Source organism: Azospirillum cavernae, assembly GCF_003590795.1.
Taxonomy (GTDB): Bacteria; Pseudomonadota; Alphaproteobacteria; order Azospirillales; family Azospirillaceae; genus Azospirillum; species Azospirillum cavernae.
Genome location: NZ_QYUL01000005.1, coordinates 465633 through 480000, shown reverse-complemented (window position 1 = coordinate 480000; position 14368 = coordinate 465633). Strand labels below are relative to the sequence as shown.

Genomic DNA, 14368 nt, shown 5'->3' with positions numbered 1-14368 from the left:
CATGACAACCAGGAGGTTGGCTTAGAAGCAGCCATCCTTTAAAGAAAGCGTAATAGCTCACTGGTCTAGTTAAGCCGGCCTGCGCCGAAAATGTATCGGGGCTCAAGCCGTGTACCGAAGCTGCGGATGTGATCTTTGATCACGTGGTAGCGGAGCGTTCCGTAAGCCTGCGAAGGGCTGCCGTGAGGCCGCCTGGAGGTATCGGAAGTGAGAATGCTGACATGAGTAGCGACAAAGAGTGTGAGAAACACTCTCGCCGAAAGTCCAAGGGTTCCTGCGCAAGGTTAATCCACGCAGGGTGAGCCGGCCCCTAAGGCGAGGCCGAAAGGCGTAGTCGATGGGAACCACGTTAATAATCGTGGGCCAGCGGGTGGTGACGGATGGGAAAGCGTGTAGGCTCTTATCGGATTGAGCCTGCTGTGGACCCGTTCCAGGAAATAGCCCCCGCGTTAGACCGTACCCCAAACCGACACAGGTGGACAGGTAGAGTATACCCAGGCGCTTGAGAGAATGGTGTTGAAGGAACTCGGCAAATTGCCCTCGTAACTTCGGAAGAAGAGGGCCCCGTTCATGCGCAAGCGTGGGCGGGGGGCACAGACCAGGGGGTAGCGACTGTTTACTAAAAACACAGGGCTCTGCGAAGCCACACAAGGCGACGTATAGGGTCTGACGCCTGCCCGGTGCCGGAAGGTTAAGAGGAGGGGTGCAAGCTCTGAATTGAAGCCCCGGTAAACGGCGGCCGTAACTATAACGGTCCTAAGGTAGCGAAATTCCTTGTCGGGTAAGTTCCGACCTGCACGAATGGCGTAACGACTTCCCCGCTGTCTCCAACACCAACTCAGCGAAATTGAACTCTCCGTGAAGATGCGGAGTTCCCGCGGTCAGACGGAAAGACCCCGTGCACCTTTACTACAGCTTTGCAGTGGTGCTAGGGATCTCATGTGTAGGATAGGTGGGAGGCTTGGAAACATGGGCGCCAGCTCGTGTGGAGCCAACCTTGAAATACCACCCTTGAGATCTCTGGCATCTAACCGCGCTCCGTCATCCGGGGCCGGGACCCTGCATGGCGGGTAGTTTGACTGGGGCGGTCGCCTCCCAAAGTGTAACGGAGGCGCGCGATGGTGGGCTCAGAGCGGTCGGAAATCGCTCGTCGAGTGCAATGGCATAAGCCCGCCTGACTGCAAGACTGACAAGTCGAGCAGAGACGAAAGTCGGCCATAGTGATCCGGTGGTTCCATGTGGACGGGCCATCGCTCAACGGATAAAAGGTACGCCGGGGATAACAGGCTGATGACTCCCAAGAGTCCATATCGACGGAGTCGTTTGGCACCTCGATGTCGGCTCATCACATCCTGGGGCTGGAGCAGGTCCCAAGGGTTCGGCTGTTCGCCGATTAAAGTGGTACGTGAGCTGGGTTTAGAACGTCGTGAGACAGTTCGGTCCCTATCTGCCGTGGGTGTAGGAGTTTTGCGAGGATCTGTCCCTAGTACGAGAGGACCGGGATGGACATACCTCTGGTGCACCGGTTGTCACGCCAGTGGCATGGCCGGGTAGCTAAGTATGGACGGGATAACCGCTGAAAGCATCTAAGCGGGAAACCCACCTCTAAACAAGAGCTCCCTTGAGAGCCGTGATAGACCATCACGTCGATAGGAGGCGTGTGGAAGGGCAGCAATGCCTGAAGCTAAGCCTTACTAATCGCTCGATCGGCTTGATCTCACACAACGAGACGCGCCGCGCGCAGCGGCAAGCCTGTTCAACGCACAGCCAACGTCAGTCAAAACAATGACTTGACACAATCCGCCGGTTCAGATACAAACATCCTCCGATCACTTGCACACAAAACAGCGCGAAACATTGTTGGTTCGGCTGCCCTCTCTGGAAACAGAAAAAGCAGCAGTTGGTTGTCGGTCTTGTGCCTCAGTGACCTGGTGGTCATGGCGAGGCGCCAAACACCCGATCCCATCCCGAACTCGGCCGTGAAAAGCCTCTGCGCCGATGGTACTGCGTCTTAAGGCGTGGGAGAGTAGGTCGCCGCCAGGTCGCTCAGGCACAAGAGACAACAACACCGTCCAACACAAATCGCGCCTTCATCTCACAACTCCATCTCCACACAGCGCACCACGCACAAAAGACACTCGCGGGGTGGAGCAGCCCGGTAGCTCGTCAGGCTCATAACCTGAAGGCCGCAGGTTCAAATCCTGCCCCCGCAACCAAATCAAAAAGCCGTTGATCCAGAACATGGGTCAGCGGCTTTTCGCTGTTCACGCGCTCACCGACGAAACAGATCCCGGGAAGCCTCGTGGAAGCGCCAGGGGGAAAGCATTCGGATAGATTCGGCGTATCGGAGGTGGGAATTCGGTTGTTGCACCGTCCGCCATCGACGCATTCGCGGGCGAATCGTTCCAGTTCGGGGGTAAGGTGTACGATGATCGCCATCGCCATCGCCATCGCCATCGCCATCGCCTCATGTCAAGGATTGACATCAGTATGGGAGACGCCGACCGAAAGGACAAGTCACCCGGAAAGATGCGTAACCGGCCAAACGCGGGCACAACCACCATTGATCGCATGGCGAACCTCAGCAGACTGGAACCGAGCGATCAAGGGCGCAGCTGCGGGCCATTTGCCGCAAGGCCTGGTCACTCAAATGGCTTTTGCTCATCCAATTGCCGATTGGAGCGACGACGAGGTGTGGACCCATCTGTTTGAGAACAACCCGCCGCCGTGGGGCACGCCGCACGACGCCATGTTGACGCTGTACCGGCAGGCCCTGGGTGGCGAGTGCCCGGTGGTGATGGACTTGAACACCCCGTCTTGCGGTGGCAGCCGTTTCGGCTGCTGGGTGTGCACGGTGGTCAAGACCGACAAATCGATGGAAGGATTCCTTCAGACCGGCGAAGAGTGGATGCGGCCGTTGGCGGACTTCCGCGACTGGTTGAAGGATTACCGCGAACAGGACGGCGTGCGGATGGCGGTGCGTCGCGACGGGTCGCAGGGATCGGGACCCTTCACAGCCAAAGCCTGCCATAGAATACTGGAAGAACCACTTGAGCGGGAAGGCAAGGTCGGTATGCCTCTTGTCTCCGACGACGAAATTCGCTTCATACAGACGGTCTGGTCGAGGGGGATTCGATCTGGAGGACAGGGCGCTGACGCTGGCGCGCCGCTTCGGACGAAAATTGGCGGAGGGGGAAAGCGTGCCGCTGCGGGAGGACGACCGGGCGTTGCTGGACGACATGGCGGCGGAACAGGAAATCAACCCGGCGCTGATCGCCAAGGTGCTGGAACTGGAAGGCGATTTCCCCGACCTCAACACTTGGGGGGTGCGACCGCAGCTTAGAGCATCGAGCGCTTAATCTGGCGCATATCCAGCGTGCTTGAGGTAGTTCCAGCATTCCTCATGCGTATAGAGGTCACAGATGGAGCCGACGGCATTCCAGAGTTCCTCAATGGTGCGTGCGCCGATGCGTCGGAGATGTGCCTTGAGCTTGGCGAAGGCCATCTCGATGGGGTTGAGGTCGGGGCTGTAGGGGGGCAGAAAAAGGAACCAGGCTCCTTTTTCTTTGAGGATGGCTTTGGCCTTTTCGCTTTTGTGGCTGGACAGGTTGTCGAGGATGACGACGTCGCCCGGTCGCAGGGTGGGGGCAAGCTGGGTCTCGACATAGGTTTCGAAGAGAACCTTGTTCATCGCGCCCTTGATGATCCAGGGGGCGGTAAGGCCATCGCAACGCAAGGCGGCGATGAAGGTCTGGGCGCCCCAATGGCCGAATGGCGCTTTGGCCTTGAACCGCTGGCCGCGCTTGGCTCGCCCGCGCAGCCGGGTCATCTTGGTGGTGGTGGCGGTTTCGTCGAGGAACACCAACCGATCCGGTTCCTCGCGCATCCGGGGCTGGCGGTGGCTTCGCCACGTCCGACGGTCATCAGCGACATCAGCGCGACCGGCTTCGGTCGCCAGCACTGTTTTTTTTGACGGTGAAGCCGCTGGCGATCAGGAAGCGCGACAGCGAGGCGGGGTGAGCCGTGACCCCGCGCTCGGCTTTCAGCTTGGCCGCCAGTTCCGGCATGGTGATGTCGCCCTGCGCCTCCACCCAACCGATCAGAAGCGCGGCGTGGGGAGCCAGTTTGCCGCCTCCCGGCGGACGTCCTTGCCGCGCTGGTTCCAGCGATCCCGTCGTCGCCATCCGCTGGGCAAGGCGGATGCTCGTGCTGGCGCTCACGTCAAACCGACGCGCCGCTGCCCGGCGTGACCCGCCTTGCTCGATCTCACCGTAAATCCGAACACGAAGATCCGACGAATAGCTCTGACCCATGTTTCACCTCCAACTACCGTGAATCATGGCGAAAAAACAAACGCAAGCCTTCGATTCAGATTTCACGCGCGATGCTCTAAAATCTTCATCCCGGCGTGGGACGAGGCGTTCACCCAGACCTTACGGGAAAAAGGCCTGGGCATATCCCGTAGGGCGCCACATTGGATCATCGCCCGGTTGGCCTTTGCCCGCTCGCTGCAAATGCCGCAGTTCCCCGATGAGGAATTGCGCAAGCCGGTGAGGCGGGAGCGGGCGTTTGAAATTCACATGGAGCAGTTGACCGGAGAGAACAACCCGGCGATGGAGGATCTGACCGACGATTTTCGTTTGTTGCTGTCGCTCTACCATAACGTTGACCTGTTCGCCGACCGCGCCCGTTTCATCGAACTGTTGCAGCGGCACATTCAGCGCGGCATGACGGAAATCCGCGCCTCCTGGCGTGAGGGCAATGATTTCCACGATTACCTCTATCAGGAAATGTTCTTCGAGCGCTCCAGCGTCGGCGAGGCTGCGGCGCCCGCCGATTTGCCCGCCCGCCTGCGCCGGGCGCTGGGGGAAATCGGCGTCGGGGCGGAGGTGGAAAAAGTGGACGCCGGCCCGCGCCTGACCCGCTTCACCCTGCGGCTGTCGGCCGCCGGGGACCTCGACCGTTTGCGCCGCGACCTCGACAAAATCCCCTTTGAACTGGGCATCGACCGCCCGGCGACCCTCAGCACCGTGGCCGACGAGTGCCGGGTGGCCCTCGACGTCCCGCGCCCGGAACGGGAATGGATGCCGGTGGAAGGCGCTGGCATTCCCGACTGGCTGCGTGACCGAACCGAAGCGCTGTCGGTCTGCCCCGGCGTCGATGTGCTGGGTGAGCCGGTGATCTTCGATCTTGCCGAAGCGCCGCATCTGTTCGTCGCCGGCACCACCGGCAGCGGAAAAAGCGTGTCCGTGCACGCGCTGCTGCTGTCGCTGCTGGCCTCGGGCCGCAACGTCCGTCTGGCCTTGATCCGACCCCAAGGAGGTCGAGTTCGCCGCCTACGCTGGCTGCAAACGGCTGTGGGGCGATAAGGTGATGACGGAGGCGGCGGAAGCGGGGGAAATGCTTGACGGGCTGGTGGCGGAAATGGACGCCCGGCAAAAGACGCTGGCCGCGTTGGGCGTGGCCAATCTGGCGGAAGCGCAGGCCAAGGGATCGGCGTTGCCGCGCGTGGTGGTGGTGGTGGACGAACTGGCGGACCTGCTGATGCAACGCCCGGAAAGCGAAACCGCCCTGATTCGTCTGGCGCAGAAGGCGCGCGCCATCGGCATCCATCTGGTGCTGGCGACCCAACGCCCCGGTTCCGACACCTTCCCCGGTCTGCTGCGTTCCAACGTGCCGTCGCGCATCGCGTTGACCGTCCGTTCGGGGCAGGAATCCCGCATCATCCTCGACGAGTTGGGAGCGGAAAAGCTGCTGGGCCGTGGCGACTTGCTGATCCGCCTGTCCGGCCGCCCCACCATTCGCGCGCACGGTGCGCGGGTGAAACAAGGCGACATCAAAAGATGGTTGTAGCGAGTGGGTGGGTAAGGTAGCGCTTTCACGTGCATTTCACGGACGGTGATCGCGATAACGGACGTGTCGCTCAAGCGCTTCCAGCCTCTACATCTAAAGCTTGAAAATGTCGGGCCGTTCCGCAGCTCGTTCGAAATGCCGACCGCCGCATCGTCCAGCCGCCCTCATCGGAGCGTGCCATACGCCGACCGGCCTTGGCCTATTCTCCCGCCCATAAATTCGTCACCGACGGCGACCGTTGGGAGACGTCCTTGGACGGGCTGCTGGTCTGGTACGAATGGCTGGATGGCGGGTTGTTTGAAGAGGCCGCCAAGCTGGTCAATGACCTGCTGTTCGCCGGAACCGGCAAAAAGCTTCGAGAGATCGACCGGCATAACCTCGGGGCGGTGATCGAGGTGGAGCGCGAGGACGGTACGACATACCGCCATGGCATCGGCCAATTTGAGCCACGGCGAGCGCAGCTTGATGCATCTGCTGGTGCGCAGCTCCTATCACAAGACCGGCAGCACGATCCTGATGATCGACGAGATGGAAAACCACCTGCATCCCAATTGGCAGTACCGCCTGATGAACCTGCTGAAGGATTGGATACGGCAATGGCCGGATCTGACGGTGATCGCCACCACCCACAACCCGGAAATGCTTGAGGCGTTCGAGTTCGACCGACCAGAAGAAGGCTTGGTCAAGGGCGGATATTTGATCGAAGCCGGAGATTTATAAGGACGAAAGCCATGGGAAGCTTCAGCAAAAAAAGCACGACACGACCGCTTTGATCCACTTGCACAGCGGCGCCGTTACGGTGCTGGTGGAGGGTGAATCCGACGAGAAATTTCTCGAACGGATGTTTCCAGGCATGAAGGCCGAAATCCGCTTTGTAAGCGTGGGCGGTTGCGCGGCCATGACGGCACGGTTGGAGAGGGAGCGGGCGATCAATCCCAAAGTCTTCGGTCTGATCGACCGCGATTCGCTGAAGCGCGACAAACGGTGGAAAGAATTGTTTGAAATCGACGACGAGGCCTTCGCCACAGCCACACGCGTCGATGGACTCCATGTTCTGACCCGGTGGGAGATCGAGAATTACTTATTTGACTTTATTGCGGTGCAGAGGCTATTCACCAATTTGAGCGATCCGCCAGGGGTGCCACCGGACGCGGACGCCTTGCTCGAAAGAATGATCGAGGCCGCACGCGCCGAGCTTCACGTTACCGCCGCGTGGTGCACGGCCCACGCCCACGGACTGGCGGAGCGAGATTGTCCTGTCGCTCCCTGCACGGACCCCCACGCGCTGCCGGATTCCAGTTGCAGGGCAATGCCGCCGCCAGCCGCAGCATTGGCGGCCAAGTCGCCAAAGCCTCCCAAATGGCCGGGCAGGCGGTGAATGAGTCCAGCCGCCCCGGTTTGGCCATCCAAGCTCACCCGGTTGCAGCGTTCACAGCTCTGGCTACGCTTCCTTTCAGCGTTTCAAGGCCGTGGACGGGCGGGTGCTATTTTGTTATAAATCATCTCAGTTATGAAATCGGAATATCCATGGTGTTCACAAAGGCGCGCCGGATGACGGTTTGAGCGTCCGTTCGTGCGCGCTGGGTGCTTGCAGGCGGGGAGATGGCCATGATTGCTGACGGAAAGGGGCCGGAAAGTCTCTACACCCAGACAAACGCGCCCACCTTCCTTCTGACCAGCGAGCGCAGTGGCTGGCGCGAGGCTTTCTTTGCTGAGGTCCAGGGATCGCCCCACAACGTGACCGACCATGGACACACGCGCTTTTGCTTGCAGCTCTATCACCAACCCGGGCTGCACAGGCCACTGAAAAAAAACGCCGTGTGGACCACGCGGGGGGTTGGATGCCGCGTGAATCTGCCCGGTGACGAGCAGCGTTGCGAAACGCGTTCCAGGACACGGAATCAGTTTCTGTTCATTGAAACCCAACGCGTCGAGGCGATCATCGACCGCCCGTTGCGGTCGGGCTGTTTGGATCGGTTCCGTGGCGCGATCACCCCGTCGCCGATGGTCAACAGCATCATGGCCGCGCTTTCGCACGATCTTGAGCAGGGGCAGCCAGCGGGAAGCGTGGTGGGCGACTCCCTGATCGCAGCCTTGCTGACATGGCTGGACGGGGTGGCGACGTCCGCCCCCGCCCCCGGCCCCGCCGATGTCCGGGCGTCGGGGCCGCTGGCTCATCGGGACTTGGCCCGTCTGATCGAGTATGTGGATGGCGCGTTGGACGGGGCGTTGTCGTTGGACGACATGGCCGGGTTGGTAGGACTCAGCCTGCGCCATTTCCGTCGGGCGTTGAACGCCGCCACCGGGCAAAGCCCGCATCAATTCGTGCTGTCGCGGCGGATCGAACGCGCGCGCGGCATGATCGCGACCAACCGCTTTTGTCTGGCGGACGTCGCCGCCGCCACCGGGTTCGCCGATCAAAGCCACATGACTCGGGTGTTTCGGCAGGCGACGGGGGTGACGCCGTCCGCTTACCGAATTCAGCAGGTCGGGCAATCCCGTCTTGTGGGCGCCACCAAGGCGTGATCGGTCCCGCGTGATTTTGGAAGATTCCGGCCATGGGAAACCCGTGGTTTGGCCATAATCGTCTATAAGACAAACAATCAGTCAGTTACTGCTTTTCCTGCGCCGTCGCGGTCAGGGATCCGCCGGGGCGGCGCGAACAACGCACCAAAATCCAGGGGAGGCCAGCGACGCGCAAGCCCGTCAAGGGGGCGCGCTCCCAGCGGTGGTGTCCAAGCGGGTGGCCGGGGGCCGCCAAAGCGGGGATCGCCGCGTGCGGTGGCGTGGGTGGACGCAAACCCAGGGTCCGCCGTCGCAACCACCACAAAGGGCGCGCCACAAGGGGGCTGAACTCTGTCGCCGACAAACGCGGCGTCGGGGCTGTGTGTCCGCTGTTGTCCCGATCATCGGGGGAGAGAACATGAGACGGTCTTTGCGCGCCCTGTGCGCGTTGACGGCGACCAGCGTCGCCATGTTGGGCGGCGCCGCGCACGCCCAGCCGAAGTTTGACATCACCCTCTCGGGCAATGTCTGGTACGAGCACGGTTTCGTGTCTCAGTCGAACGACGAGGGCCTGCGTTCCACGGAGGCGCGCAACCGCTTCCGGATGAACATCATCCCGCGCGGCGTGGCCGACAACGGCCTGGAATATGGCGCCCGCCTGCGCATCCGCACGGTGGCGGGTGGGGTTGTGGACAACGATCGCTCCTATCTGTTCCTCAACGGCTCGATGGGAGAGTTGCGGCTGGGGGCGCAACCCGGCTTTGACGACGACATCAACGGCCCAGGCGCCAACGCCACCCGGCCGCCGGAATATCTGCCAGACCAGTCTTTTTCCCAATGGGTTGGCTTCGTTCCGGCCATTCGAACCGCCACGAACGGGCGCTATGTCGGCGCCGATGTGGCGGGGGGCATCGGCTCCACCTTGACGATTGCGATCATCTGGCCAGCGCTGGAAGGAATGGGTCTGACCGACAAGCTGCTTTACAAATCGCCGCGTATCGGCGGTTTCCAGGTCGGCGGCAGCTACACCCCGCGCACCGACAGCGTCAACACCGACGTGAACCGGGTCAAGCTGGCCTCCACCCCCGCCGCGCAATTCACCGGCTCGTTCCAGGACATTGCGGAGCTTGGCGCCAATTACGTCGAAACCTTCAACGACGTCACGGTGCGCCTGGGCGCCGCCTACGCCTATGGCAAGGCCAGCCAGACCACCGACAGCGCCGACCGCTTTTCCGATCTGCGCGAATGGCACATTGGCGCGCAGATCAACTATGGCGGCCTGAAATTCGGCGCCGATTACATCGACCACGGCAAATCCGGGCAAAATCTCCGCTACGCCTACACCGCCCGGTTCAGCGCCTGGGACGTGGGCGCCACCTATGACCTCGGACCCTACCGATTGGCTCTGAGCTACATGGAGGGAACCGATCCGGGCAGTTCGACCTTGCCGGGCAACCGCAAGGTCAGCGCCTATGAGGCGGGCACGCTCTACCGCGTCGCCCCCGGCTTGGCGGTTGGTCTGCGTTACACCCATTACATCGCCCGGTCGGATCGGACCGTCACGGCGTCGTCGGGTTCGCCCAACGATCGCGGGAATGTGCTGCTCTCGCACGTCGCCTTGAATTTCTGACGCTTTTGGTTGGGGAGCACGCATGAGACATGCCCTTGCAGGAACCGCGCTGGCCACCATCCTGTCGGTGGTTGGAGCGGCGGCGTCGCAGACTGCTGGGGCGCTCCCGGCGTGCGACGCCGTGACCACGGCGATGGTCGGCTTGCCGAACGTCGTCATCCTGTCGTCCGCTTTGGCGGCGGAGGACAAGAGCCTGCCGCCCTTGCCGCCCCATTGCGTGGTGCGCGGCAAGGCCAACCAACGGGTTGGGGCCGACGGCAAACCCTACGCCATCGGTTTTGAAATGCGGTTGCCGGTGAACTGGAACGGCCGGTTCCTGCATCAGGTCAATGGCGGCAACGAAGGGGTGGTGATCCCGGCGCTCGGCGACGCCCGCAATCTGCAAGCTGTCGGCTACAACCCGGCGCTGGCGCGCGGCTTTGCGGTGTTGAGCGGCGACGGCGGCCATGCTGACAAGGATCCGGCCAACGCCGACAAGGGTTTGGCCGCCGGCGCCGCCTTCGGCCTGGATCCCCAGGCGCGCCGCGATTACGGCTACGCCGCCGACACGACGATGGCGGCGGTGGGCAAGGCGTTGATCGCCAAAGTCTACGGCGCTGGCCCCCAACATTCCTATATGGTCGGCTGTTCGAACGGCGGCCGTCACGCCATGGTCACGGCGTCGCGCGCGCCCGATCAGTATGACGGCTTCGTCGCCATCGCCCCCGGCTTCAACCTGCCCAAGGCGGCGGTGCAGCACGCCTGGGATGTTCAAAGCTTTCGCAGCGTCAACCTGGACATCCGCAAGTCCTTTTCCGCCGCCGACATGACGCTGGTGGCCCAAGGGGTGTTGAACGCCTGCGACCGGCTGGACGGGCTGGCCGACGGGTTGGTGTCGGATCTGCGGGCATGCCAGAAGAGCTTCGATCTGGCGTCGCTGCAATGCGTCGGCGAGAAGACCGATCAATGTCTGGCGGGCGTCCAAGTGACGGCGCTGAAGCGGGCCTTCGCCGGGCCGGTGAACAGCAAGGGCGAGGCCCTCTATTCCGATTGGTCGTTCGACGGCGGCATGGGGGCGAAAAACTGGCGGAGTTGGAAGGTCGAAGGCATTCCCGCATGGGACGGCTATCCGGTGATCGCGGTGCAGGGGGCGGCGTCGCTGTCCCACATCTTCACCACGCCGCCGACTCCGGTGGCCGGAACGCCGACCGCGTTGGTCGATTTCCTCGCCAATTTCGATTTCGACCGGGACGCGCCCAAAATCCACGCCAAGGGACCCGCCATGGTGGATGGTCGGGCCATCGACTACGCCGAATCGGCCATGGAGTTCATGACGCCCCCCGACGCGGCGAATCCCACGCTTGCCGGGTTGAAGGCGTCGGGCGGCAAGATGATCGTCGTGCATGGCCAGAGCGACGCCGTCTTTTCGATCAACGACACCGCCCGGTGGTACGAGGCGTTGAACGCCAACAGCAAGGGCGAGGCGGCGGCGTTCGCCCGCTTCTTCGCGGTTCCAGGCATGAGCCATTGCCGGGGCGGTCCGGCGACGGACGCCTATGACGCCTTGGGGGCCATCGTCGATTGGGCCGAGCACGGCAAGGCGCCGGATCGGATCATCGCCACGGTGAGCGAGAAAAACGACGAGGTTCCTGCGGCCTGGAGCAAGACGCGGACTCGTCCGCTCTGTGTCTGGCCCAAGCTTGCCCGTTACGTCGGCGGCGACCCGGAGCGGGCCGAAAGCTTCGATTGCCAATAACCAATAAGGCGCCGCGCGTCAGGCCAAACACGGGCCTGACGCGCATCCGCGTTTCCCCGCGCCGCTCCGCTCGCATTGGCCGGGCACCGAACAGTCGGAAACAGAGCTGTTGACTAAGAATAACTGTTATTATAAATAACAGTTATGCGCGTCGCCGTTACCAGCGCCCCGCCACGCGCCGATCATCCGGCGCAAAGACCTGAAAAAATTGATGGATTGGACGCTTATCCCATTGGATGGCGACCAAAACCCCCCAACGCAACGCGGCCCCGCACCCGCACGGAGAGGAAGCCCATGACCGTGGAACGCAGCGTCGATGTTCAAGCCTTCATAAACGACAATCCTTTGTCCTCGCGCCAGATCGGCGTGATCCTTCTGTGCTTTTGCGTCGTGCTGCTGGATGGTTTCGACACCGCCGCCATCGGCTACATCGCGCCGTCCCTGCTGGGCGAATGGGGCCTCCAGCGCCCGGCCCTGGCTCCGGTGTTGAGCGCGGCCCTGTTTGGGCTGGTCATCGGGTCGCTGTCGGCGGGGCCGGTGAGCGACCGGATCGGGCGGCGACCGATTTTGATCGGGTCGGTGTTGGTGATGGGGGCGGCCTGCCTCGCCTCGTCCTTTTCCAAGGATTTGGACACGCTGGTGGCGTGGCGCTTTGTGACCGGCCTTGCCCTGGGCGCGGCGATGCCCACGGCGTTGACCCTGGTCAGCGAATATTCCCCCGCCCGCCGCCGGTCGCTCATCACCAATCTGGTCTTTTGCGGTTTTCCCCTGGGGGCGGCCCTGGGCGGTTTTCTGGCGGCGTGGGTCATTCCGGCCTTTGGCTGGCGCAGCGTGCTGATCGTCGGCGGCGCCGCGCCGTTGCTGCTGGCCCTGCTTCTGCTGCTGGCCCTGCCGGAATCGGCGCGCTTCGCCGTGGCGCGCGACAAGCCGGTGGAAACGATCCGCAAGCTGTTGCTGCCGATTGGGGCGGCGGCGGCGGACGCCACCCGCTTCGTCCTGCCGGAAACGGCGGTCGCCGGGCAAGGGGCGATCCGCTCGGTCCTGTCGCGGTCCTTGATCGTCGGCACGTTGATGCTGTGGGTCGCCTATTTCATGGGGTTGGTCATTTTCTACGCCATGATCAACTGGATGCCGGTTCTGTTTCGTGACGCCGGTTTGAATCCGGCCACGGCGGCGCTGGTTTCGGCGCTGTTCCCGTTGGGCGGCGTCGGATCGCTGTTCTCCGGCTTGCTGATGGACCGCTTCAACGGCAATCGGATCGTCGCGGTTTTCTTCGCGCTGTCCGGCGTGGCCTTTGTCGCCATCGGCCAATTCTCTGGGCAGGTCGCGGCGCTGACGGTCACGGTCCTGGTGGTCGGCGTGATGATGAACACCGCGCAATCGTCGCTGGGGTCGCTGGCCGCCGCCTACTACCCGACGCAGGCGCGCGCCACCGGCATCGCCTGGATGATGGGGTTGGGACGCTTCGGCGGCATCGCCGGGTCCTTCCTGGTGGCCGAACTGGCCAGCCGCCAGATGTCGTTCGAATCGATCTTCATCGCCCTGGCCATCCCCGGCTTCCTGGCGGCGGCGGCCTTGTGGGTCAAGCAAGCGGCGTCGGCTCCCCAACGGGTTGGGACGACCACGGCGGCGGCGGCGTCAGCTGTTCATTAGCAGGACGCGGAAAAAGGGCTGTGCATGGCCGGTCGGTCGTGATTCTCTCGGGTTGAGGAGAATGCGGCCGACGAGGGGGCGATGCGCGGATCGGACGAACGTTTGCTGGACGGCGACGTGGCCGCCAAGTTCCTGGCCACGGTGCTGGGCCAGCCGAAGGTCAAGGCGCTGCTGTCGGACGAGCACTTCTCGGTGACGGCACGCTGATCGAAGCCTGGGCCAGCGTGAAGAGCTTCCGCCCCAAGGACGGCAGCGGCGAGCCGCCGGGGCCGGGGCGCAACGGCGAACGCGACTTTCATGGCGAGAAGCGGTCCAACGAAACCCATGCCTCGACCAGCGATCCCGAGGCGCGCCTCTACCGTAAAGGCAACGGGCAACCGGCGAAGCTGGCCTTCATGGGGCATGCGTTGATGGAAAACCGCCACGCCTTGGTGGTGGATGTCCGGCTGACGGCGGCCACCGGCTTCGCCGAACGCGAGGCGGCGGTGTCCATGGTCGAGGCCATCCCCGGCCGCCGCCGCATCACGGTCGGCGCCGACAAGGCCTACGACACCAAGGATTTCGTGGCGGACATGCGCGCCCTCGGCGCCGCCCCTCATGTCGCCCAGAACACCAGCAACCGCCGCTCGGCCATCGACGGTCGGACCACCCGCCACCCCGGCTACGCCGTGTCCTTGCGCATCCGCAAACGGATCGAAGAGGTCTTCGGCTGGATCAAGAGAGCCGGCTTGCGCAAAACGCGTCATCGCGGCACGGCCCGCGTCGGCTGGGCATTCACTCTGACCGCCACCGCCTACAACCTGATCCGCTTGCCCAAGCTGCTGGCGGCGGCATAGTCACGCCCGGAGTCCGCCTGAACGGCGGCTCCGGGCGCCTCGGAGCGAGGAAAAACCCTCCATCCCGACAAAAACGAGCGTTGAAGACGCCATTTTGAAGCCTCAGCGGAGGCAAGGGCACCGCATCGGCCCGTTTTTCCGCGTCCTGATTAGGCG

At 62.9% G+C, this 14368-nt stretch carries 10 protein-coding genes, 1 tRNA gene, 2 rRNA genes and 1 pseudogene (1 of these 14 running past the window's edge); 13 read left to right on the top strand and 1 reads right to left on the bottom strand.

Features of this window, described 5'->3' with window-relative positions; translation table 11 throughout:
• The 4 genes from D3877_RS27425 to D3877_RS30045 all read left to right on the top strand — a co-directional run.
• A 23S ribosomal RNA gene (locus D3877_RS27425) occupies positions 1-1719 on the top strand; it begins 1025 nt to the left of the window's first position.
• A 208-nt stretch (positions 1720-1927) separates the two neighbouring features.
• Positions 1928-2043 (top strand): 5S ribosomal RNA (gene rrf / locus D3877_RS27420).
• Between the two features lie 96 nt (positions 2044-2139).
• Positions 2140-2216, top strand: a tRNA-Met gene (locus D3877_RS27415).
• A gap of 984 nt (positions 2217-3200) precedes the next feature.
• Positions 3201-3359 carry a hypothetical protein gene (locus D3877_RS30045; RefSeq protein ID WP_158600021.1) on the top strand — a complete coding sequence of 53 codons (159 nt, stop codon included), beginning with the start codon at positions 3201-3203 and terminating at the stop codon, positions 3357-3359.
• Here D3877_RS30045 and D3877_RS27405 read toward each other — a convergent pair.
• A protein-coding gene (locus D3877_RS27405) for an IS630 family transposase (RefSeq protein WP_119829451.1) occupies positions 3356-4313 on the bottom strand; the annotation gives its coding sequence in 2 pieces (ribosomal slippage) (positions 3356-3970 and positions 3972-4313; 957 coding nt in all). The two genes, D3877_RS30045 and D3877_RS27405, sit on opposite strands and share 4 nt — an antisense overlap.
• Before the next feature lie 18 nt (positions 4314-4331).
• On the opposite strand from D3877_RS27405, the gene D3877_RS27400 reads away from it, so the two are divergent.
• From D3877_RS27400 to D3877_RS27355, 9 genes and pseudogenes are all read left to right on the top strand, one after another.
• On the top strand, positions 4332-5369 hold the full coding sequence (locus D3877_RS27400) for an FtsK/SpoIIIE domain-containing protein (RefSeq protein WP_274379653.1): 1038 nt from the start codon (positions 4332-4334) through the stop codon (positions 5367-5369).
• Between the two features lie 4 nt (positions 5370-5373).
• Positions 5374-5853, top strand: coding sequence for an FtsK/SpoIIIE domain-containing protein (locus D3877_RS27395; RefSeq protein ID WP_158600019.1), 480 nt, complete (start codon positions 5374-5376; stop codon positions 5851-5853).
• 426 nt (positions 5854-6279) lie between these two features.
• Positions 6280-6573 (top strand): AAA family ATPase, encoded by a 294-nt coding sequence (locus D3877_RS27385; RefSeq protein ID WP_119833949.1) that lies wholly within the window; start codon positions 6280-6282, stop codon positions 6571-6573.
• 49 nt (positions 6574-6622) lie between these two features.
• Positions 6623-7231 carry a DUF4435 domain-containing protein gene (locus D3877_RS27380; protein ID WP_119833948.1) on the top strand — a complete coding sequence of 203 codons (609 nt, stop codon included), beginning with the start codon at positions 6623-6625 and terminating at the stop codon, positions 7229-7231.
• Positions 7232-7461: 230 nt separating this feature from the next.
• Positions 7462-8379, top strand: a complete 918-nt coding sequence (locus D3877_RS27375; RefSeq protein WP_158600018.1) for a helix-turn-helix domain-containing protein — start codon at positions 7462-7464, stop codon at positions 8377-8379.
• Between the two features lie 397 nt (positions 8380-8776).
• Positions 8777-9988, top strand: a complete 1212-nt coding sequence (locus tag D3877_RS27370) for a porin (protein ID WP_119833946.1) — start codon at positions 8777-8779, stop codon at positions 9986-9988.
• A 22-nt stretch (positions 9989-10010) separates the two neighbouring features.
• Positions 10011-11723: a tannase/feruloyl esterase family alpha/beta hydrolase gene (locus D3877_RS27365; RefSeq protein ID WP_119833945.1), complete on the top strand. Its 1713-nt coding sequence runs from the start codon at positions 10011-10013 to the stop codon at positions 11721-11723.
• Positions 11724-12017: 294 nt separating this feature from the next.
• Entirely contained in the window at positions 12018-13376 is a 1359-nt protein-coding gene (locus D3877_RS27360) for an MFS transporter (RefSeq protein ID WP_119833944.1), read from the top strand.
• A 93-nt stretch (positions 13377-13469) separates the two neighbouring features.
• A pseudogene (locus tag D3877_RS27355) lies at positions 13470-14212 on the top strand (IS5 family transposase); the annotation flags it as partial.
• Positions 14213-14368 lie beyond the last annotated feature (156 nt).